The organism is Vibrio sp. D401a (genome assembly GCF_030248515.1).
Taxonomy (GTDB): Bacteria; Pseudomonadota; Gammaproteobacteria; order Enterobacterales; family Vibrionaceae; genus Vibrio; species Vibrio rotiferianus.
Genome location: NZ_JAHGAI010000049.1, coordinates 146373 through 168360 on the forward strand (window position 1 = coordinate 146373; position 21988 = coordinate 168360).

General features: G+C 45.7%; 17 protein-coding genes. 9 read left to right on the forward strand and 8 right to left on the reverse strand.

Translation table 11 applies throughout. The features are described from left to right. Positions 1-116 precede the first annotated feature (116 nt). A complete protein-coding gene (locus KIV41_RS21395) occupies positions 117-701 on the forward strand; it encodes an FMN-dependent NADH-azoreductase (protein WP_252041979.1) in 585 nt (194 codons plus the stop codon). 55 nt (positions 702-756) lie between these two features. On the opposite strand, the gene KIV41_RS21400 is transcribed toward KIV41_RS21395, so the two are convergent. The 6 genes from KIV41_RS21400 to KIV41_RS21425 all read right to left on the reverse strand — a co-directional run bounded on the left by KIV41_RS21400 (position 757) and on the right by KIV41_RS21425 (position 7720). Continuing rightward, positions 757-1254: a 4Fe-4S binding protein gene (locus KIV41_RS21400; RefSeq protein WP_252041977.1), complete on the reverse strand. Its 498-nt coding sequence runs from the start codon at positions 1252-1254 to the stop codon at positions 757-759. Continuing rightward, complete coding sequence (locus KIV41_RS21405; RefSeq protein ID WP_285337658.1) at positions 1241-1852, reverse strand: molecular chaperone TorD family protein; 612 nt, start codon at positions 1850-1852, stop codon at positions 1241-1243. Before KIV41_RS21405 ends, KIV41_RS21400 begins: the two co-directional genes overlap by 14 nt. Before the next feature lie 111 nt (positions 1853-1963). Then, positions 1964-2815, reverse strand: coding sequence for a DmsC/YnfH family molybdoenzyme membrane anchor subunit (locus KIV41_RS21410; RefSeq protein ID WP_252041975.1), 852 nt, complete (start codon positions 2813-2815; stop codon positions 1964-1966). Beyond that, positions 2815-3444 carry a DMSO/selenate family reductase complex B subunit gene (locus tag KIV41_RS21415; RefSeq protein ID WP_005433785.1) on the reverse strand — a complete coding sequence of 210 codons (630 nt, stop codon included), beginning with the start codon at positions 3442-3444 and terminating at the stop codon, positions 2815-2817. The genes KIV41_RS21410 and KIV41_RS21415 overlap by 1 nt, the downstream gene beginning before the upstream one ends. Then, the gene (locus KIV41_RS21420) at positions 3444-5891 is read right to left on the reverse strand and encodes a DmsA/YnfE/YnfF family dimethyl sulfoxide reductase (protein ID WP_252041974.1); all 2448 of its coding nucleotides are present in this window, start codon (positions 5889-5891) and stop codon (positions 3444-3446) included. Before KIV41_RS21420 ends, KIV41_RS21415 begins: the two co-directional genes overlap by 1 nt. Positions 5892-6415: 524 nt before the next feature. After that, the gene (locus tag KIV41_RS21425) at positions 6416-7720 is read right to left on the reverse strand and encodes a MipA/OmpV family protein (RefSeq protein ID WP_285337659.1); all 1305 of its coding nucleotides are present in this window, start codon (positions 7718-7720) and stop codon (positions 6416-6418) included. Positions 7721-7984: 264 nt separating this feature from the next. Between KIV41_RS21425 and KIV41_RS21430 the strand changes: the two genes are divergently transcribed. The 5 genes from KIV41_RS21430 to KIV41_RS21450 all read left to right on the forward strand — a co-directional run bounded on the left by KIV41_RS21430 (position 7985) and on the right by KIV41_RS21450 (position 13943). Beyond that, a complete protein-coding gene (locus tag KIV41_RS21430) occupies positions 7985-8335 on the forward strand; it encodes a hypothetical protein (protein WP_010447780.1) in 351 nt (116 codons plus the stop codon). Between the two features lie 9 nt (positions 8336-8344). After that, entirely contained in the window at positions 8345-10285 is a 1941-nt protein-coding gene (locus KIV41_RS21435; RefSeq protein ID WP_285337660.1) for an alkaline phosphatase D family protein, read from the forward strand. A gap of 143 nt (positions 10286-10428) precedes the next feature. After that, entirely contained in the window at positions 10429-10869 is a 441-nt protein-coding gene (locus KIV41_RS21440; RefSeq protein ID WP_045388248.1) for a TerB family tellurite resistance protein, read from the forward strand. 264 nt (positions 10870-11133) lie between these two features. Continuing rightward, on the forward strand, positions 11134-13626 hold the full coding sequence (locus KIV41_RS21445; protein ID WP_285337661.1) for a reprolysin-like metallopeptidase: 2493 nt from the start codon (positions 11134-11136) through the stop codon (positions 13624-13626). Further along, positions 13623-13943: a hypothetical protein gene (locus KIV41_RS21450; protein ID WP_052447937.1), complete on the forward strand. Its 321-nt coding sequence runs from the start codon at positions 13623-13625 to the stop codon at positions 13941-13943. Before KIV41_RS21445 ends, KIV41_RS21450 begins: the two co-directional genes overlap by 4 nt. Before the next feature lie 57 nt (positions 13944-14000). Here the strand turns inward: KIV41_RS21450 and KIV41_RS21455 are convergent, their stop codons facing one another. After that, entirely contained in the window at positions 14001-14531 is a 531-nt protein-coding gene (locus KIV41_RS21455; protein ID WP_045387588.1) for a 3'-5' exonuclease, read from the reverse strand. 82 nt (positions 14532-14613) lie between these two features. After that, positions 14614-16155 (reverse strand): sensor domain-containing diguanylate cyclase, encoded by a 1542-nt coding sequence (locus tag KIV41_RS21460; RefSeq protein ID WP_285337662.1) that lies wholly within the window; start codon positions 16153-16155, stop codon positions 14614-14616. Positions 16156-16440: 285 nt separating this feature from the next. Between KIV41_RS21460 and KIV41_RS21465 the strand changes: the two genes are divergently transcribed. Genes KIV41_RS21465 through KIV41_RS21475 form a run of 3 tightly spaced genes read left to right on the forward strand, consistent with a single transcriptional unit; the run spans position 16441 to position 21904 of the window. Then, positions 16441-17073 carry a DUF2760 domain-containing protein gene (locus KIV41_RS21465; protein WP_005442696.1) on the forward strand — a complete coding sequence of 211 codons (633 nt, stop codon included), beginning with the start codon at positions 16441-16443 and terminating at the stop codon, positions 17071-17073. Beyond that, positions 17073-19037, forward strand: a complete 1965-nt coding sequence (locus KIV41_RS21470; protein ID WP_285337663.1) for an Hsp70 family protein — start codon at positions 17073-17075, stop codon at positions 19035-19037. The genes KIV41_RS21465 and KIV41_RS21470 overlap by 1 nt, the downstream gene beginning before the upstream one ends. A gap of 56 nt (positions 19038-19093) precedes the next feature. Continuing rightward, positions 19094-21904, forward strand: a complete 2811-nt coding sequence (locus KIV41_RS21475) for an Hsp70 family protein (RefSeq protein ID WP_285337664.1) — start codon at positions 19094-19096, stop codon at positions 21902-21904. Positions 21905-21988: the final 84 nt, after the last annotated feature.

Below are 21988 nucleotides of genomic sequence, written 5' to 3' on the forward strand. Positions count from 1 at the left end.
ATCCAGCAATCATTCAATTTTTTCGAACAACTTAAGCAAATCCATCGGGTTTTGAGTCTATGAGCATTGCCTATAATGCATCACATAGCCGAAAGCACTCATTAAAGGAAATCCATATGTCTCGTGTACTAGCTCTTAAGTCAAGCATCCTTGGCGATTACTCTCAATCAAACAAACTGGTTGAAGACTTCATCAAAAATGTAGACCAAGATAAACTAACAGTTCGTGATTTAGCTGCGAATCCACTGCCAGTTTTAGACTTTTCCGTTGCGACAGCACTACGTGCAACAGAAGATCTTTCGCAAGAGCAACAAGCGGTGGTTGATCTATCTAATACCTTAATTGAAGAAATCAAAGCAGCAGATACTTTGGTTATCGCAGCACCAATGTACAACTTCACGATTCCAACCCAGCTTAAAAACTGGATTGATTTGATTGCTCGTGCAGGCGTGACATTCAAATACACAGAAAATGGCGTTCAAGGTCTGATTGAAGGTAAGAAAGCAATCGTAGTCACCACTCGTGGTGGTCTTCATAAAGACTCACCAACCGACAGCATGACACCATACCTACGCACAGTATTGGGCTTTGTTGGTATCACGGATGTGGAATTTGTTTACGCAGAAGCGCTAAACATGGGCGAAGACGCAGCAGCGAAAGGCATCTCAGACGCACAAAGCCAATTGGCAACCTTGGCGTAAGATTGAATAGCATTGAATACAAACAAAAAGGGATTGGTTCGCGCCAATCCCTTTTTTATCGTTTTAAGTCAAAGCTGATCATGCTGTTGTAGCAACTTTGCGCGCATTGTCCGCAACCTTTGCATTTGGCAGCGTCAATTTTAGGTTTCATATCATCTTGCCATTGCAAAGCATCATAAGGGCAACTGTCCTCGCAACTACCGCAATAACCGTATAAGTTTTCGCAGCTGTTCGAGATAGTGGCAATCAAGCCTGTAGACTCTGTTTGATTGGAAAGCGCCAATGTAGGACACGCCGACTTACACGCGCCGCATAAATCACATGCCGAGTAACTGATGTCTAACGCGGCAACGCCATCAACCATTTCTATGATTTGGCTCGGACATGCAGAAGCGCACTTTCCGCACCCATCACATAGCCTTGTGAACATCGACTCTTCCACCGCATACGGCGGTCTCGCTTTTACACGAGGCTCTTGAGCTTGCTCTACTGTTGCGCAACGGAACGAAAACAGACGTCGCTTGCTTAGATCAACCGATTCAGACTGGCGCATCCGAGTAATCTCTCTTTGCTGGCACAACGACTTGGTATTGCTCACTCAAGGATTGAAGCAATTCTTCAGTAAGGCTCGACAATTTTGAGTAAGGCGCAAGAGTCACTGCTTTTTTGAAGCGTTTGTTGAAAAAACCAAACCACGTCATCAGGTGCTCGCGCAGCATTTCAGCCGCCAGTTTTTGTTGGTCAGTTTCTAGCAACATCCCTAACACCATCAGCATCAAGCCGATCTGGTCTTCTGGCTCACGTTGGTCAGATTCCAAAGCAAAACCACAACGCTGCAAGAAGTAACGATATTCAATGGTTGATTCACCAAACAACACCGCTTCTTTATCTAGATAAGCCGAACCCCAAGGTGGCGCAGGCATCTCACCAATACCGGCAAACATGCGATCGTGCTCCATTTGCAGTGTCTCTTCGCTCTCGTTTTGAAAGCTGCGCAGCATGTCATTGAGCGCTTCGATTGGCGTATCAGTATTGCTCAACAACGTATCGAAATTTGCCGCTGGGTAATCTTTTGGCTGGTAGTAAAACAGTGCACCAAACAGCTTAAGAACGATGCTGGTATCTTGTGGTTCAAGTTGAGAAATTTGCATGAAGTACCTTTGATGACTGGTGTTTTTATTCTTCGATTAAGTAAAACGGAAAAGAGGTGGGACGAACACTCGCCCCACTCTGCTAATTGTTATCAGTACAAACAACGATTATTAGTACAAACCAGATGTAAAGTGCATGCCGTAGAACACGTTACGACCTAGAATCTCTGCAACGAACAAGGCAACGAATGCCACGATAGCCAGCAAGTTCTTCTGACGACCTTCAGCGGTAAACAACTCAGCGAATACCCAAAGAGCAGCAGCAACCACAAGCAACAATACGTGACCAGCAACATAGCCAGATAGCATGGTGATTTGATCCAAGCCACTGTGAATCGCCGTTGAGATACCTGCGAAGTAAATCGTCTGCATTACTGAGAACGCTAGGTTCAGCGCAATCAAGCTCACACCAGCCCACATTAGGCGACGATTGGTTTTCTCAGCCGTCACGTCCAATACGTTGATCAGCGTGTAACCAAACATCAGACCCGAAGTCACGACCGTGAACCAAAACGCAACCGTTGTCATTGGTGAGTACCATGCTGGTACCGTTTCGATTTGGTAAACATTTGCCATCGCGAACATGAAAATCACGCCAACCGCGATAGACAACCAGTTCACAATTTTGCGAACGCCTTCGCTGCCGATTTTTAGAATCGTTAGCAACCAGTACAAACCCGCTAGAGACAGAAAGCTTGCACCCGTTAAGATCTCGTTAGATAGCGCCGCACTACCAACACGGTTTAATGCGTTGAAGGCACGAAGTGGACTACCTAAATGCGTGGTTGAGAACAAGAAACCCAATCCCATTACAACCAAAATTGCGAAACGTGCGATGTTCATACGAGGTTCTGTCACGCGTGGTGGCTTGCCGAATTTCTCGAACGCATTAACCGTTAGGTGCGCGCCAACCGCTGTTTGAGCAAGAACCGTAAAGGCAACTAATGGTGCTTCGTATAACATTATTTCACCTCTCTTGGATTCTGTAGGAAACCAGTGCGGTCATTGGTTGGGCGACCATTTGGATTTAGCTTCACGATCAGGTTCGGGCTCGTAATGCGAGAGTCTGGCAATGGTGCCACATCCGCGTTTGAACCGTATTTCGCGCGTAGCTCATCAATTGGACCAAACTCAATCGCACGCAATGGACAGCTATCAACACACACTGGCATTAAGCCTTCTGCGACACGTTCGTAACAGCCATCACACTTAGTCATGTGACCTTTTTCTTCGCTGTATTGAGGTGCGCCGTATGGGCATGCCATGTGACAAGATTTACAGCCGATACACACGCTTTCATCGACAACAACAAAGCCGTCTTCTTCACGCTTGTGCATTGCACCTGATGGACAAACCTTGGTACACGCAGGGTTAGTACAGTGGTTACAAGAGATCGATAGGTAGTACGCGAACACGTTTTGACGGAACGCACCGTTTTCTTCCGTCCAGTTGCCGCCTACGTATTCGTAAACACGACGGAAGTTGCGGTCGATACCCAGATCTTTGTTGTCTTTACAAGAGAGCTGACATGTTTTGCAGCCAGTACATTTGCTTGAATCAATGTAAAAGCCATACTGCTTCGCTGTGCTCATTATTTAGCCCCCATTTTCTTAATTAGCGTCACTTCAACGAGGTTGGTATGGCTCGGGTTTGATTTTGCCAACGGGCTTGGACGTTGTGTCGTCAATACGTTGATTGAACCCGCTTGGTCAACACCTTTACCATTTGGTGAGTACCATGCGCCCTCACCTAAGCCAACCACATGCGGCATGATGCGTGGGGTCACTTTTACACGAACGTTCATTTCACCGAACTTGCTGCGAACACTCACTAAATCGCCGTTATCAATATTGCGAGAAGCGGCATCGACTGGGTTGATCCAAAGCTCTTGTGGTGCTGCTGCTTTTAGGATGTCGACGTTGCCGTACGTAGAGTGCGCACGTGCTTTGTAGTGGAAACCCGTCAACTGAAGCGGGAACTCTTTACGATCTGGCGAATCCCAGCCGTTGAACGTCGAAACGTATTCAGGCAATGGCTTGATGGACTCATCTTCGTCCAGTTCCCATTCTTCGTTGATCTTCGCGAGGGTCTCTGAGTAGATCTCAATCTTACCTGACGGTGAAGGCAACGGATTCGCTTCTGGGTCACGGCGGAAATCTTCAAACGCCACATATGGACGGTCGAATTGCTTCTTGTAGATGCCCTGCTTTCTCATCTCATCGTAAGACGGCAGGTTTGGATCGTTGTTTTGTTTAACGGTCTGAGCGTACATCCACTGTAGCCACTCTTCTTGAGTGCGACCTTCAGTAAATTCATCAAACACGCCCATGCGCTTCGCCACACCAGACATGATGTCGTAGATTGGCTTACATTCGAAACGAGGTTGAATCGCTTGGCTTGCAAAGATGAAGTAAGGCATTGATGCAGCCGCACCATCCATACAGAAATCCGATTGCTCTGAGGTTGTACAGTCTGGCAGTACGATATCGGCATACTTCGCAGAAGAGGTCATGTGGTTGTCGATCACCACAATCATTTCACACGCTTTTTCATCTTGAAGAATGTCGTGTGTGCGGTTGATGTCCGAGTGTTGGTTAATCAGGCAGTTACCTGCATAGTTCCAGATGAACTTGATGTTGTTTTGCAGCTTCTCTACACCTTTGATGCCATCAGTAAGATCGGTCATCTCAGTGCCGCGGAAAATCGCGTCTGTCCAAAGGAACATTGGGATAGAAGCGCTGATCGGGTTTGGTACTTTCGGGAAGCGTTGGAATGGGTAAGAGTGGTTACCCTCACGAGCACCAGTACCACCGCCTTGTAGACCAACCTGACCACGGAGCAGAGACAGCATCATGATCGCTTTACACGCTTGCTCACCATTTGCTGAACGTTGTAGACCCCAACCTTGGGTGATGTAAATGCGTTTTGCATCGCCGATTTCACGCGCAAGTTTCAAGATCACATCAGCAGGAATACCTGTGATTGGCTGTGCCCACTCTGGCGTTTTCTCGATACCATCTGGACCTGTTCCCATGATGTAATCTTTGTAGCTGCCGTTTTCTGGCGCTGACGCAGGCAGTGTTTTGCGATCGTAACCCACACAGTAACGGTCAAGGAAGTCTTGGTCGACTTTATCTTCGCTGATCAATACATGTGCGATAGCAGCGATCAGTGCAGCGTCAGTACCATGCTTGATTGGTACCCATTGGTCTTCACGACCCGCGGCAGTATCGGTGTAACGAGGGTCGATACAGATCGTACGTGTGTGGCTGATGTTTTTGGCGTCCACGTAGTTATGAACCTGACCACCGCCCGACATACGAGTTTCTGCAGGGTTGTTACCAAACATCAGACAAAGATCTGCGTTTTGCACGTCGTCAATCGAGTTGTTGTCTACCCAAGTGCCGTAGAAATACTCAGACATACATTCAATGTTCGCTGCTGAGTAGTCACCATAGTGATTTAGGTAACCACCACAAAGGTTCATCATACGAGCAACCAATGTCGCGCTTGGGTCCCAACTCTTAGTTACCGTACCACCCAAGGTACCCGTACCGTAGTTTAGGTAAACCGCGTCATTACCGTAGTCTTTAATGATGCGTTTTAGGTTGTCACCAATGAGGTCAAAGGCTTCATCCCAAGTGATGCGTTTAAACTTACCTTCACCACGTTTACCAACACGAAGAAGTGGGTATTTCAAACGGTCTGGCGAGTAAACACGGCGACGCATAGAGCGACCACGCAAACAAGCACGTACTTGATGGTTGTGGTTATACACATCATCACCCGTGTTATCGGTTTCTACCCATTTGATTTCACCGTCGACCACATGCATACGAAGCGGACAACGCGAACCACAGTTAACGGTACATGCCGACCAGACAATTTTTTCATTTGGTTTTGCTGGCGTTTCTTTGGCAACCGCTTTAGTTGCAAACGGGAGAGAAAGCGCGTTTCCTGCTAACGCCAAAGCGCCAAGTGCAGAACCGCCCTTTAAAGCATCACGCCGAGTAATATTAAACTTACCATTTTGACTCATGGTTTTTTCCTAAATTACGTTTTTGAATTTGGTCGTGGCGCTTAATTAATGGCTTTAAGTGGGGAAAGAACACTCGTTAGAAATAAAAGACATAGAGATTGTATTTTCAAAATAGGCATTCATTGAAAATATCTAATTTCGCTTTAATTAATACACAAGGCAAATCAAAGCAACATTTCTACAAAACCATCAATTAAGCTAGATAGCACAAGCCTTGAGCAACTAAGGCATGGCCACCCGCCACTATTAATATCCTTGTAGATTTAAGGGGTGATAATCTTGACCACAGTCAATTATTAAAAAACACAAAATGCAATCTTATATTTCATTTCAACGTTTTATATGAATGAAATATTAATAGGTCAGAGAGATGTCAATTCAATTAAATATTAGAATAGTTTTTAAATTGAATGGATAACAATTACAAATACAGAAGAATAGAAATAAGTATAATTACCAATTAACAGGAAATAAATAAGCCTCATGTCAAGATGAGGCTTATTCATATATGTTTTTAGCTAAGCTTAAAAATCGTACTGGAAGTAGATCGTGTTGTAGTTACTGCCACCTTTGATGCGGCCAAACTGAGAGGCGTTCTCGAAGATCGCACTGCGGTGATGCAGTGAGTAACCGACCCACATGTTCTCCCAATCTTTTTGGTTGAACAGGTCACCGACGTTTACATCCAATGAGAAATCGAGATAGTTGAGCAGGTTGCTTGGTGTATAGCCCTTCTCCTCCATCTCTGTCCCTTCGATATAAGTAATGTTATCGATGTAAGACATACCTTCTGCAACACCAAAACGCCATTTCGTAGGCCAATTAAAGGTGTAATACGCTTTAATCGCCATTACGTATTCAGTGCTAGAAGATTGCACGTCTGACGACCAATGGTGAACAAGACCTGGGGTTAGGTAGATATCTAGAGGTAAACCAAATAGCTCGTCTGTCAGCGGATGCCCGTAGAAGAAGGACGTCAGTTGGTTGTTGTATTCATCTTTCTCAGCATTGAACTTAAAGATGTCACCCATGTTAGAAGGCGTTGCCCAGCCATGTGCAATTCGGAGATACGGACGATTACGCAAATCTGACTTACGATCTTTGCCTTTATCATTGAAGAAACCAAAGCCAACGAATACTTCACCTTGGTAACGATCTTCCACGATTTGGCTATTGTACGCTTCACTATCCAGACGAGTGATGCTGGTTTCACCCAATAGATACAGGTTAGAAATTACGTGGTAACGTGCTTTGATACCCAAATTCGCATCAATACCCGCACCAATTTTCTCGCCTGTTACTTCATCAAACGAGTAGTAAGTACTGTTGAAATCGGCATCTTTATAACGAATGGTAAAAGAGGGTTCTAACTCCCAATCGCCCAATTCATAATTAGCAGCGATACGGTAATTAGAATGAAATTGGAATTCGTCATCCGTCATGACTTCAAATTCTGCGCGCCAGTTTTCGTCGAAGTTATAACGAATTTGGCCACCGAAATCGACACGATCCCCTTCAAACGCATTTTGAATGGACTTAGGAATATCAACAAAGCGTAAACGCATGATGGCACTGGTACGCCAGTTAGAATCGCTTTCATCAAATAAGAACACACCGCCTTCGATACCGTCGATGTACAAGTGTTCGTTTTCAAAGAACATCATTGGCACAAACGTGCTTACCGTTGAGTCATCATTGGCTGTATAAAAAGGTATCGATGCTGTACGGTACATTGCTGCAATCCCCCACTCTTGTTCTGATGAGGATAAAGCGGGCAAGGAAACAGCAGATGTTGCCAAAAGAGCCACTACTTGTGTTGTTTTCTTCATAAGGTTCCAAAGGGAAAATTGGTTGATAAAAAGCCAAACGTTCTCAGAATGCTATTTTAAGCTTATGTTATTTAAGTATTAGCCGTTACAATAATCGTAACTAATATTGCGCTAACTTCACAGGCTTTATGTCTGGTGCATTAGTAAACAAATGTGCCAAAAAGTTTTGTGGTAAAGAGATAAGTGTTCTGTTCATTGTCAAGTGACTAGAGCGCAGTGCTTATAGAAATGCGTATAGATTAAACCCAACCTAATGAAATTAATGTGAAAGCTTCCGAACTCATCACCGTTCTTAACGATTTATCTCAACAAAACGATCCAGATATCGTAATGGGAGAATCCTGGCTACCCGAACGGTTAGTTAGTACACAATTAGATGGTGATCTTCTTTTTCTTCAATTTGATAACGCTCCAGAAGAAATACAAGGAGAGGAGGAAGGTCGCGGATTTGTTGAGCATGAAATCGATCTGATTCGCACTCGCCTGCAACAAATTCTCGATGAAGATAGCGACAATGCTTCAAAAGCTGACGCGATGTTAGGTTTATTTCTGATGGGACATGAACTTAGCAGCTCACAAGTTATCGAAATACTCGAAGAAGATTCAGAACAATAAGGAACCGCTTTGCCAACATTGCTCAATACCAACGAACTTTCCTCCCTTCCTCTGATTGTTGCCGGTCCGATTTTAAGAAAAGTCACCGCGACGGAAGTGAACATTTGGTTGGTGACAACCCAACCTCTCGAAGGCTTGGTTGAAATCAGCGATGCTAGCACTGGTGAACAATACTATTTCCAGCCAGTATCAACAGAGCATCTATTGCAAGTTGGCGAACGCGCTTGGGTTTGTATGCTGACACTTCAAGGCAAATTTCCTACCCACAAAGCACTGCGTTATCAGCTCGATACTCAATCGGGCTTGCTAACCGAGTTGATGCCCCATCTTATCTATGGCGAAGACAAGCAAGCAGCGCAAGGTGTCGAATTTTTAATTAGCGAGAAAGCTGATTATGTACTGCACGGCTCTTGCCGTAACCCACATCATTTTAGTAAAGACACACTAGTCCAAGCAGACGCCAAGGTTGCCAGCCAGCAAATCACTGAGCGCCCTGACATGCTGCTCATGAGCGGCGACCAAATCTATGCCGATCATGTGGCGGGGCCGATGCTGGATGCCATCGAACAATTGGTAGAGCTACTAGGCTTGCCTGATGAAGAATTCGAACAAGCGCCGATTAAAAACACGCAAGAACTGTATCAAAGTCCAGATTGCTTTTATGGCCGAGATAACATTCTGCCCCACTACGTAGATGATGGCAGTTTACTCACCAAGCTTTTCCCTCATCGGGGAACACCAATTTTCAGCTCGCGTGAATGTGAAAACCACTTAATCAGCTTTGCTGAACTGTTTGCAATGTACCTACTCGTTTGGTCTCCAGTACCTTGGACGTTAGTCAATCGCGAACGTTTATTGGATAGACAATTCACGACCGGTGGAAAAGCGCTCGAGCCAAAATGGCAGCAACATTGGCGTGATGAGAAAGTCCATATCGATGCATTTATCGAAGGCTTAGATAAAGTTCAACGTTTGTTGGCACACGTCCCAACTTACATGATCTTTGATGACCATGACGTTACTGACGACTGGAATCTGACCGTTGGCTGGGAAAAATCCGCCTATGAGAATCGCTTCTCCAATCGTATTATTGGTAACAGCTTAATTGCGTATTGGTTATGCCAAGGTTGGGGGAACGCACCAGAAAAGTTCGATGCACCTTTTATTGAGCAGGCACGCCGTTACTTTGATGAACTAACGCCTGAATCTCAAGACGACTTCATCCAATACTTATATCGATTCGAAGACTGGCACTATACCATCCACACTTCACCCAAAGTGGTGGTGCTAGATACCCGAACTCGTCGTTGGCGCTCGGAATCACGCATGAACAAACCATCTGGCTTGATGGATTGGGAAGCCTTGATCGAGTTCCAGCAAGAACTGATGCATCAAGACAAAGTGATCGTCGTCTCGGCTGCGCCAATGTTCGGTGTAAAGTTTATTGAAACACTGCAACGCATCATGACCAGCTGTGGCCAACCGCTGCTGATTGATGCTGAAAACTGGATGGCTCATCCGGGCAGTGCGAATACCTTAATCAGTATTTTCACTCACACTAAAACGCCGACCAACTTTGTGATTCTTTCCGGAGATGTACACTACTCTTTCGCGTACGACATCAAACTGCGTTTTCGCCGCAATAGTCCGAACATCTACCAAATCACCTGTAGCGGGATTAAGAACCAATTTCCTGCTCAATTGCTGTCAGCTTGTGATGCGATGGATAGACTTTTGTACAGCCCCCGCTCACCGTTGAACTGGTTTACTAAACGTAAGCGTCTGAAAATTTTTAAACGAGCCCCAAGTAATCACAACTTCTATCGATTAGTAAATCAAAGCGCAATTGGTGAACTGAGATTAGATGAAAATGGTAAGCCAAGTAATATCAGTATTTTAACTGGTGAAGGTAACTCAATACATTTCCCACCAACGAAGGTAGAGGAATAAATCCACTTTTTAGTGGTCAAATTCTGTATTGAACAATAATGTCCTCTCATTCGTATGAGATCTTGATCAAGTTTCATCAAGACCTTGAGATTTGTTCAAACCAATACCATCTTAAACAAATAGATAACAGCTTGGTGCTTAACATGTTTAATTCGCTTACTTCATTATTTAAACAACTTATTGAAGGCTCAGACCTTAGCCAATCCAACACGCTGTCACCCAATATGGCAATAGCATGTCTCCTTTGCGAGGTAGCTGGGGCAGACAGCCAAATCGATGAAAAAGAGCAAGCTAGCAAACACTCTTTAATTATGAAGTTACTTTCGCTGACGGAAGAAGACGCCAGTACACTGCTTACTCAAGCTCAAAGTAAGTCAGCGGAATCGACTTCTCTTTATGACTTTACTTCACAACTGCGCGAGCTTTCACAAGAAACTCGCTATGAACTTATCAAGAGTATGTGGGAAGTGGCGTACGCTGATGGTGAAATTGATCCATTGGAAGATGCCGTCATTCGCAAAACAGCAGAGCTGCTCTATGTCGACCATAGTGAGTTCATTCGTGCAAAACTATCCGCGAATTAGCACACGGCTAAACGTCTTTAAAGCTAATCAAAACAAGAGAAAACGCCCTTATTAGGCAGCTAAAAGTGACCAATTTTTCATTGAACCTACGGCAGCAACATTGTTTTTAGCTGCTACTATTCTGTAAGCACATTAAATAGGGAAAAATCTAGAACTCGATTACGTAAATCACTGGTTGTATTTATAAATTATTGATCATTCGCCGCATCTATAATACTTTCGTTAGACATTTAACTCATACAATACATACATCAGAGAATGGTAATGAAGTACAACAAGTTAGTCGGCGCAATATCCCTGTCATTGATGTTCAGTGCGGATGCCTTATCCAACGATCTTTGGCAGTCTGTTTTTTCCGAAAAATCAACAAGTAGCAAATCATCAACGACCTTTGCCGTTGATGCGGGCAAGTTAAAAAGTCACTTTGCAAATGGTCAAGCTAGGAGTGATTTAACGCTTCAGGTGCCTTTACCTAATGGAGAGCTGATTGACTTTGTTTTAGCCTACGACTCCATTCTCTCACCTGAGATGCAGGCAAAATATCCAGAGTTAAGAACGTACACTGGCCATGCCGTTGGTGATACCAGTATACAAGGCCGATTCGATTACACGCCGAAAGGGTTTCACGGCATGTTTCTCCACAATGGCGAGTATGTTTATGTGGAACCAAAGCCTGATGGTTCAGGCCACTATGTGTCTTACAACCACAAACTCTCTAGCCCATTCCAGGATCAGGTTTTAGAGAATAACCAAGCAAAAACGGCGCAAAATCGGCTTGCTTCCCGCGAAAATATTGAGTCACGTACTTACAGGCTGATCGTCTCTGCTACTGGTGAATACTCACGATATCATGGTGGAACAGAATCCTTGACTCGCTCTGCGATCACGACAGCCATCAACCGAGTAAATCAGGTATATAAATCAGACTTAGCCGTGCAGCTTGAGCTAGTGAATTTCAATATATATACCAATGCAGCGACGGACCCGTTTACCGACTCTGATGCAGGGATCGACATTGATCGCAACCATGATGATCTGACGAGGAAGTTTGGTAGTGACGCATTCGATATTGGTCATATCTTTACCACTGGTGGGGGTGGTTTGGCCGCACTAGGCTCAGTATGTGATGATTTTAGGAAAGGGGCAGGTGTCACAGGCAGTGACGTCCCGGAAACCGATGCATTTTATATTGACTATGTTGCCCATGAACTCGGTCACCAGTTTGGTGCAAACCACACATTCAACGGCAATATGTGGAATTGCGAAGGTTCAAACCGCAACAATCCAACCGCTTTCGAGCCCGGAAGTGGTAGCACGATCATGGGATATGCTGGTATCTGTGGCGATGATGATTTACAAGGTAACTCAGATGCCTACTTCCATGCCGCCAGTATCAAAGAGATCAACGACTATCTTGCAACTCAAAGCTGTGGAACCGTAAATACTTCCGCAACCAAAGTACCCGAAGTCAACGCAGGTAGCGACTATACCGTTCCAGCCAGTACACCTCTGGTACTAACTGGCTCAGCAACGGGCACTGGCAGTCTGACTTATGTATGGGAGCAGATGGACTCTGGTACGGGCTCCTCAAATTTGACGAACGATTATGGCAGCGGCCCTCTATTTCGTTCTTGGATGCCAACAGCCGAGCCTACGCGTTATCTACCAAGGTTGGAAGATGTGGTGGATGGTACACTGACAAAAGGTGAAACATACGCGACAACCAGCCGAGATTTAAACTTCAGGCTCACAGTAAGAGATGGTAATGGTGGTGTGTCGAGTGATGATACTTTGGTAACAGTCGATCGTAACAGCGGACCTTTTGTTGTGATCACACCTACAGCAGGCTCAACAATATTGGGGAGTTCAAATATCGAATGGGACGTAGCTGGCACAGCTCAATCCCCGATAAACTGTTCTGCCGTTGATATCCGACTATCAACCGATGGCGGTGTGACATTCGACCAAACCTTACTCTCTGCGACCAATAATGATGGTTTGGAATCGGTAAGCTTCCCTGCTCAAGCGTCTAACAATGCACGTTTGATGATCCAATGTAGTGACAATATCTTCTTTGCTGTTTCGAAAGGTTTCTCAGTTGCGGTACCAGAAAAAGTAAGAGCGGTTGATGATGCTTACGCGATTACTCAAGGCAGCGCTCAAACATCATTCAACGTACTTAATAACGATAAAGGTGAAGGCACACTTAAGATCACTGCAGCTAACTACAGTGGTGCAGGTATGGTTTCTCATACAGATACAGTGATCAACTACCAACCTCAAGCGAGCTTTGTTGGGAGTGAAACCATCACTTATTCAATCCTTGATGGTGCTAACCAAACGTCGACAGGAACACTGACAGTTACTGTTAACTCCAACACGGCCGAGATTTCAGCACTAAATGACAGCTATGATCTTGACCACAATAGCTCAGCAACAGTACTCGATGTATTAGCGAATGATGCGGGGCAAGGTACATTAACGATCAGTGCAATACATTACACTGGTAGTGGCTCAGTCATTAACTCAGGAACAGAAGTCAGCTATCAACCTGCACAAGGCTTCTCGGGTATTGATTCATTTACCTACACGATCACCGACGAGACATCTCAAACGGTTACCGCAATGGTAACAATCAATGTTGCGACAAAGCCGAGCACTGGTGGTGGTTCATCATCTTCAAGCAGCAGCGGCGGTAGCTTAAACTGGTTCAGTTTACTCATGCTTGCAGCATTTTGGGTGAGGAGAAATAAATGATTAAAGTAATTCTTCCCTTTGCTCTGGTTGCCATGACTGGTTGTGCTGCCGAGAAGCAAGTAGAAGCGGATACACAGAAAGCGCTCAACGCGGAAGATTACCGTCTTTTTCAGGTGCCTGGACGTGGTAATGTTCTTCCGGGTATAGAGACTGAAGAAAGAGCGTTCGCTGCTAAGTTATGCGGGGTAAAAATCATCCAAGGAATAAGTGATACTGTAAGAGATGATGAAGAGTTAGAAAAACGTAAGCTTTTAACCCAATATGCCGCGGAATATAACCTGAAAATGTATCCAAAGTGCAAAAAAGCTAAGCAGTAAAATGCAATTTAATCACTTCAAATAGAAAAGGGAGCTCATCGCTCCCTTTTTAGATCTCTATAGCATGGTCAGTGCAAGTTTCGCTAAGTTATAAGCGTCCACATAACCGGAGTGCTGGCGACCTTCCCACTCAATCCCTTTTGCTTCTTGTGCAGCTTTATGGCCAATGCGCTTGTCTTTCAGGCGATTTTGAATTCGGTACAAGGTAGCTAGGTTGATGAACTCAGTGAATGGAGCATCAATGCCCTTCTGTTCGCACTCTTCAAGCAGGATAAGATCATCACGCCCCCAAGAAGCATAGATCTTGTTACGACCACCGAAGTTCTTCAACATCGACTTAAGCACTTCTTCTAGAGGTCGGCCCTGCTTTTCAATCTTACGAGGGGTAATGCCGGTTAACTCAACACAAAATAGTGAAACCTCATCATGTTCCGGTTTCACGTAGTATTGTGCGCGCTTGACGATTTCGCCTTTAGACAAATCTATTTCCGCTAGACCTACTTCGATGATCTCTCCAGTGCGGCCAACGCCGTTCTCACTCCAACAGCACATTTCTAAATCAAAGCACACGACACGGTTATGATTCATAGTTTGTCTTGATTCCTAGCGTAAATTTGAAAGCGATGGATTCTACCGTAACCAATATCAAAACTCGAACTTGCTCGCTGAATTAATCAGCAATCGACACTAAGTTTCGTCCATTTTTCTTACTAAGGTAGAGTTGTACATCCATTTTTTGAAAAAGAGCTTCCGGATCTTCACCATCATGAAGTGCAGCACCGATACTGAGAGAACACAACACGATACTCTCTGAATACTCCATTGGTGAACTTGCAACGACACCACGAAGTTTTTCAAGATAGGCTTCCAAACTCGGTTTATCCGTCACGCGACTAAGAATACAAAACTCATCACCGCCGGAACGGTAAAATCTATCACCTTTGTTCAAATTAGCAGAGACAAGCTTAGTCACATGAATTAACGCTTCATCACCAACCAAATGGCCGTGCTTGTCGTTAATCTGCTTGAAACAATCGATATCAAAACCAATTAAGGTAAAGCCAACGCCGTCATTAATGAAATGCAGCAAATGATCATTAAAAGCTCGTCGGTTATATAAGTGTGTAAGAGGATCACGCTCTGCCATCGATGTTAACTCACGAGTTTTGGCTTCTAACATCTTCGCAAGACGCTCCTTCTCGCGGGATTGTAAGTTAACAATGTAAGCGACAAGGACAGAAATAATAAGACCACCAAAGGCGATACCATAAAGTACTGAGCGATCCCAAGGAGAAACCATATCCGTTAATTTGAATTCAATTAACCAATCTCGATTAGGAAGCTGTATGGTCTTCTTAATGATAGCGCCATCGTGCGAATCCCAACCTTCGCTTTGAAACAGCACCGGATCATCGTATGCGTCAAAACCAAGATCGCTTACTTTCACTAGCATCTCTAGTTCGGTCGCCGTTTTAGTGATCAAATCATCGAAATAAACAGTACTACGCACTACCCCAACAACAACCCCTAGCAGATCCCTACTTTCCTGCTCGAAAACTGGGTGATAGACCAAGAGCCCTGTTTTATCTAACGAACGATCATAGCCATCTTGTAAAAGGCGAACTTTATCTGAAATGTTAGCCCCACCACTGGCAATGATGTCTTCCAGAATCAAATCAAACCTTAGCCTCGAGGAATAGAAGCCAAGTAAATCGATATTTGATTGTGTTCTAGGGTAAATATCAGAAGCGATATAAACAGGTTTGTCATCAGGAAGAATGTAACCGAAGGTCTTGGGCTGATCTTTTGGAACCGTAAACACCTCAAAATTCGGGAACGTTTTTCGCACTTGCTTTACATGTTCAGGTAGCTGTTGAGGCGTGACTTTTTGCATCCACTGCAGACCGATTAAGCTCGGAGAGCTATCGATAACTTGGCGAGCAAAAATAGGAAATCTGTCCCAGTGCTTTTTGTCTATCGAATGAAAGAAATTAGCGCCAGAACCGATGAAGGCCAAATCAGTTTTTACGTAAGTTTTTAAAGACTCAGCTTGTCTCTGAGCTAAGCTATCAAAAATGGTAACGGTGTACTTTTGCTGAATCACATAGGCAACGAAAACAAATACCCACGTAATGATCACGGACGCACCAAAGGCAGACAATGTTGCTTTGTAGCGAGAGAAAAAAGGTTCTTGAAGTGTATTTCTAGTCATGCCCCATCCACGTCAAAAGCGTGTTTAACGTCGTTTGCTGTACGATACTGCGCCAGAGGTGTGTAAACATCAAGCAACATTGCACTTATCTATATCTAATCGTTGATTTTTCATGCTAATCATGAGGTATATTCATGAATTATTACAGTCTTAAGCCTTGAATATGCTAACATCCGCCATCATTTTAGTGTCTAAACTTGGTGCAGATCGCAAAGCCGATCCTTTTAGTTAATAAATATGAGCCAATACTAAGCGCCAATAAATCAATAGAAAGAGAAAAATGTCATGAACATTGATTTGAACCTAATTCCTCAAACGTTCGATATGCTTCACGCAGGCCTTGCGGCTTCGAGCGTTTTACTTCTTCTTATCGCGGTATCTCGTAAATCTAAAGTGGTCGAGAAAGTGGTAGAAAAACCGGTCGAGAAAATCGTCGAGGTTGAGAAGCCTGTCGAGAAGATCGTTGAAGTAGAAAAAGTAGTGGAAGTTGAGAAAGTCGTAGAGCGTGTTGTAGAAGTTGAATCGAAACTTGCAACGGCATCTACAGACTCTGCAATGCAGCTACTTTCTATCATGCAGCAAGAAGCTCGTCTGATTGACTTCCTAAAAGAAGACCTAACGTCATTCTCTGATGAAGAGGTGGGCGCAGCTGCTCGCGTAATTCACACTGGCGGTCAGAAAGTACTGAACGACTACGTGACGCTTGCACACGTTCGCAACGAAGACGAAGAAACTCGCATTACGGTTGAAGAAGGCTTCAACCCACAAGAAATCCGCCTAACAGGTAACGTAACAGGTAGCGCGCCATTCAACGGCACACTAGTTCACAAAGGTTGGAAAGCAACATCAATGACGTTGCCTAAACTTGCAGAGAACTACGACGCATCTGTGATCGCTCCAGCTGAGGTTGAGCTTTAATGGAACACATGAACCAAGAAAACCATTCTCAAGAAGCGTCTGTTGAAACTCAACAGACGCCTAAATTCAGTGTCGGTATCGACTTGGGTACAACACACTGTGTGATGTCTTTTGTTGATACACACGATGAAGACGCTCGCGTTGAAGTAATGCCTATCCCGCAACTTACTGCGCCAGGCACGGTAGAGACTCGCAGCCAGTTAGGCTCTTTCCTATACCAACCGCACGAGCACGAAATGAACCCGCAATCACGCGTTCTTCCGTGGTCGAGCGAGCCAAAAGCTCTGGTTGGTGCAATTGCACGTAACCTAGGTTCAAAAACACCAATTCGTCTTGTAGCAAGTGCGAAATCTTGGCTTTGCCACGCTGGTGTGAACCGTCGTGATGCATTCCTACCAGCGGGTAGCCCGGAAGAAGTGGAAAAAGTATCCCCTCTTCGCGCGACAGAGCTCTACCTAGAGCACCTAAAAGACGCTTGGAATCACACCAATCCAAACCACAACCTTGCCGATCAAGACGTGACAATTACGGTTCCTGCTTCTTTCGATCCTGCTGCTCGTGATCTAACTGCAGAAGCAGCACGCAACGTTGGTTTCGTGCACCTAACGCTTCTAGAAGAGCCACAAGCTGCGCTTTACAACTGGATTGATAACAGTAACGACAAATGGCGCGACGAAGTTGAAGTTGGCGACATCGTGCTTGTGGTCGATATCGGTGGTGGTACAACCGACCTTTCTTTGGTTGAAGTAACTGAAGACGATGGCAACCTAACTCTGAACCGCATCGCGGTAGGTGAACACATCCTACTTGGCGGTGATAACATGGATCTTGCACTTGCGTACCGCTTGAAGATGAAGCTAGCGCAAGAAGGCAAAGAGCTACAGCCATGGCAAGTTCAGGCGATGACGCACGCATGTCGTGACGCGAAAGAAGCGCTATTGAACGACAGCGAACTTCAGTCAGTGCCAATCGTGGTACCAAGCCGTGGTTCTAAACTGCTTGGCGCAACGCTGAAAACAGAACTGACTCAAGAAGAAGTACAACAAACACTGGTTGATGGTTTCTTCCCTCAAGTTGCAATTACGGACCACCCTGTTCAACGTAACCGTGGTGCACTAACGCAAATGGGTCTGCCTTACGCGCAAGATGCGGGTATTACTCGTCACATTGCAGCGTTCTTGTCTAAGCAAGCCAATGCCCTTTCTGCTTCAGGAAATGGCGGCGAAGCAGCAGCTCAAGATTTCAACCCATTTGCTAACATGCCTGGTATGCCAGGTGCGGATGCAGCGCAGTCGGCTGACTTCATCAAGCCAACGGCAATCCTATTCAACGGTGGCGTTCTGAAATCGAAACTTCTAGCAACTCGTCTAGAAGATACGATCAACGAATGGCTCCTTGAAGCAAATGCAGAAATGGCGAAACGCCTAACAGGTGTGGATCTAGACCTTGCGGTTGCTAGCGGTGCGGCTTACTACGGCTCTGTACGCCGTGGTCAAGGCGTTCGCATCCGTGGTGGTATTGCTTCGGCGTACTACGTGGGTATCGAAAGTGCAATGCCAGCGATTCCGGGTATGGCGCCGCCAATGGAAGCACTTTGTGTTGCGCCATTTGGTATGGAAGAAGGTTCAAGCGTTGACGTACCAAGCCAAGAGTTTGGTTTGATCATCGGTCAGCCAGTTAACTTCCAATTCTTCGGCTCAACCGTTCGTCGTGATGACCTAGCAGGTACTCACCTAGACTACTGGGCACCAGAAGAGCTTGAAGAGCTTCCAGAAATTCAAGTAACGCTGCCTGTATCTGAAGGTCGTCGTGAAGGTGAAGTGGTTCCAGTAACTCTAGCTTCTCGCGTGACAGAGCTTGGTACGCTTTACTTAGAAGCCATTGCCGCTGATAACGGTCAAAAATGGCATGTTGAGTTCGATGTGCGCGAAGACGCGAAAAGCGACTCAAACGAAGAAGAATAAATAGAAAATCAAACGGCATCCAATCGGGTGCCGTTTTTAAATACACGAAGGTTTGTATGGCATCTCCTCGTTTTCTTGTTGGTATTGACCTTGGCACCACAAACACTGTGGTGGCGTACTGTGAAATCACCGACAACCTTGAACAATCCGAAGTATCCCTATTCGACATCGACCAATTGATTGGTCCGGGTGAAGTGGTTCGTAAGCCACTGCTGCCCTCTTTCCGCTACCACCCTGCGGTTGGTCAAATCTCCCCTTCTGACCTAACACTCCCTTGGGAAAACGAACCTGTATCTGGCGACATTAGTAATGTGATCGTGGGTGAATGGGCTCGTGAATTAGGCGCAAAGGTAGAAGGACGTCAGGTATCCAGTGCAAAAAGCTGGCTATCACACCAAGCAGTGGATCGTAGCTCAGACATTCTTCCTTGGGCTGGCGCGCAAGACGTAGATAAAGTCTCACCCGTCATTGCCAGTGCAAGCTACCTCAACCACATTCGCCAAGCGTGGAACTACCGGCACCCTAGCAACAAGCTAGAAGACCAAGATGTGGTTGTGACCGTTCCTGCATCGTTCGATGAAACCGCTCGTAAACTCACGCTTGAAGCCGCTGAGCTGGCGGGTTTAAAGAAAATCGTCCTGCTCGAAGAGCCACAAGCGGTATGTTACGACTGGTACGCGCGCCACCAGCAAACCGCTGCAGATGAGCTCAAAGAGCTGCCACTGATTCTGGTATGCGATGTGGGCGGTGGTACCACCGATTTAAGCTTGATTGAAGCAAGTTTCTCTTCTCAAGATCAGCTAGCCCTTGATCGTATTGGCGTTGGCGAACACTTGATGCTGGGTGGTGACAACCTCGACTTAGCATTAGCGCATCTTGCGGAAAGCCGCTTCAATCAAAGTAAGAAGCTCACCGCAGCAAGCCTGACTAAGCTGATTCAGCAAACGCGTAAAGCGAAAGAGAACCTGCTTTCAGCGAATGCACCTGAAGAAGTGAAAATCACCATGCTGGGCAGCGGCTCAAAACTTCTTGGCGGAACAAAGAGTATTGGGCTGAGCAAACAAGAAGTGCACCAAATCGCTTTAGATGGCTTCTTCCCGCTTTCTGATTTCAGTGAAGTACCAGACAAACGCCGCAGCGCCGTTGTCGAGTTTGGTCTTCCGTACGTTGCTGACCCAGCAGTGAGCAAACACGTTGCCGAGTTCTTAACCACGCATCAGCAAGTGTCTCGTGCCGCTCTTGGCATTGAAGACGACAAACAAAATGCCATTCCAGTCGGTTTGCTACTCAATGGTGGTGTATTCAACAGTGAGCTTGTCACTGAGCGTGTCACTACCCTACTTTCCGATTGGCGCGGCGCTCCGGTTACGGTTTTAGATAACCCACATCCAGATTGGTCTGTTGCGCTGGGTGCCGTTGCCTTTGGTAAAGCACGTCGTGGTGCACAGCTTAAAATTGGTGGTGGTGCAGCCCGTTCTTACTTCTTGCATCTTCAAGAAAAGAACAAGATGGGCAAAGCGATCTGTTTGCTTGCAAAAGGTACAGAAGAAGGACACGAGATCCGCTTAAGTGGTCGTCGCTTCTCGCTTACCCTAGGTGAACCCGTTCGCTTTAACCTGCTGACTTCTACCCACGACACCTTAACCAATAACACTGCCATTCAAAACGGTGTGATGGTTGACGTTGATCCGGACTTGTTTGCTCCTCTGCCCCCTTATATCACCACCCTTGAAGGTGAAGGCGCCGAATTGCAAGCCAACCAGAAAGAGCGCGTAGAAGTGCAACTGGCGTGTCAGTTGACTGAAGTCGGCACGCTTAAGATGGAATGTGTCAGCGCAGAAGATGACAGCAAACGTTGGGAGCTTGAGTTCGAAGTTCGTAACAAGCAAACCGACGACAGCGAGCAAGTTAAGCTTCACCCTAAACTGAACGAATGTAAGGAGCTGATCGCTCGCCTTTACAGTGGTAACAAGAAAAGCGCAGAAAGCAAAGAGATCAAAACCTTAGCCAAAGATCTTGAGAAGAAACTTGGCAAGCGCGACGAGTGGGATTTCACTACCCTACGTCAACTGTTCGATACCTTTGCACAAGGTCGTAAGCGTCGCCGTCGTTCTGAACAGCACGAGAAAAACTGGCTTCGTTTGGCAGGTTTTGCACTGCGTCCGGGCTTTGGCGATCCAACCGACTCATGGCGCATTGAGCAAGTTTGGGGTCTCTACCAGCAAAACATTCAGTTTAAGAACCATCAAGGTTGGACTGACTGGTGGGTATTCTGGCGTCGTATCGCTGGTGGTTTAAGCCAAGATCAGCAAGAGACCATCTTGGCGGACATCGCGAAATACCTACATCCTGGTGCGATGAAAAACCCACAATCCGCCAAAGCGGCACAAGATATGGGTTACGAATCAATGGTGCGCTTATCTGCCTCTCTAGAGCATCTAGAAGTCGAAGACAAGGTTCTATTGGCAACGTGGTTCTTGAGCAAAGCCATCAACCATAACCAGTTCGAACAAGCGCACTGGTGGGCAATGGGTCGCTTAGCATCACGTACCCCTTTGTATGGCAGCCAGCACAATGTCATTCCTCGCGAACAAGCGGAACAGTGGCTACCTAAGCTGTTAGAGCAGAACTGGCAGAAAGAGCCAATGATCGCGTTTGCAGCCGTAATGATTTGTCGTAAGACGGGCGACCGCCTATTCGATATCTCTGACGACTACCGTGAACAAGTTCTCACTAAACTGAAGCAAAGCAAGGTGCCTGAATCTTGGGTATCGCTGGTTGAAGAAGTCAAAGAGCTATCTGAGAGTGAATCGAAGCGTATCTTCGGTGATGCACTCCCAAGCGGCCTGACGTTGGTAAATAACTAGGCTCTCACGCTTATAAACGCAACAAAGCCCTTCTCGTGAAGGGCTTTGTTTTATCTGATTCTACTTGCTGACAAAAGTCGGCTC